Source organism: Psychrobacter sp. 1U2 (assembly GCF_051847575.1).
Genome location: NZ_JBPYDC010000494.1, coordinates 1 through 1,025, shown reverse-complemented (window position 1 = coordinate 1,025; position 1,025 = coordinate 1). Strand labels below are relative to the sequence as shown.

The 1,025-nt window shown below is 41.4% G+C and carries 2 protein-coding genes; both read left to right on the top strand.

All coding sequences use genetic code 11. The features are described 5' to 3' along the window. Nucleotides 1–649: alanine:cation symporter family protein (locus tag ACS8FD_RS16825; protein ID WP_439276684.1), on the top strand; the 649-nt coding region annotated here is incomplete at its 5' end. A gap of 207 nt (nt 650–856) precedes the next feature. Further along, nucleotides 857–1,025: FAD-dependent oxidoreductase (locus ACS8FD_RS16820; RefSeq protein ID WP_439276685.1), on the top strand; the 169-nt coding region annotated here is incomplete at its 3' end.

Here is a 1,025-nt window from a genome sequence, read left to right as displayed (position 1 = left end):
CGGCGCTGGTGAAGCGACTTTCAGCTCTGCTGCTGCCGAAGTCTCGCATCCTGCCAAGCAGGGTTTGGTACAGGGATTTTCGATCTATGTTGACACTGTCCTCGTCTGTACTGCGACTGCATTGATGATCTTATCTACAGGTATGTACAATGTCATTCCGGCAGAAGGTATGACATTGGTTGAAAACATGCCAGGCGTTGCCGCTGGTACAGCATTTACTCAAGCAGCGGTATCAACCGTATTTAGCCAATATGGCAGCGGTTTTGTGGCCATTGCTATCTTTCTATTTGCTTTCACCTGCTTAATAGCTTATTACTACATCGCTGAAACTACCTTGGTATTTTTGGATAGCAATCTGCGTTATCCTGTATTAAAGCCAATACTAAAAATTGTATTTTTAGCCATCTGCTTTTCTGGTAGCGTGCAATCTATTGGCATGATGTGGGCGCTTGGTGATATTGGCTTCGGTAGTATGTGTTACCTAAACTTCATTGCTATCTTACTGCTTAGCAAAACCGCATTAAAAGTTCTAAAAGACTATGATGAACAGAAAAAGTTAGGACTTGATCCAATATTTGATCCCAGAAAAGTAGGCATCGAAAACGCAGACTTCTGGATAGAGTATAGTGATAAGTACGGTAAGCGTTAAACCCTAAAAGACCTTATCCATAGTTAAAAATATAGAGCCCTTTGCATTTCATGTGGAGGGCTCTTTTATTCGAATAGAGCATATTGCTTTAAGCTCTTGGACTGAGTATATTGGATTCAATTAGCTGACAGTCATGACATTAACTACTCTATCCTTAACTACTCTATCCTCTTTAAACTCAGCACATGAGCACTATCGAGAGTCTTTATGATTACTTCAAATTTTGACTTACACATTATTGGTGGCGGTATTATTGGGCTTGCGACTGCAGTGATATTACAAGCACGAGGAGTAAAGGTAGTATTGTTGGAGGCAAATGAAGTTGGACAAGGCGCGTCATTTGGCAATGCCGGACATATCGCGCCAGAACATGTAT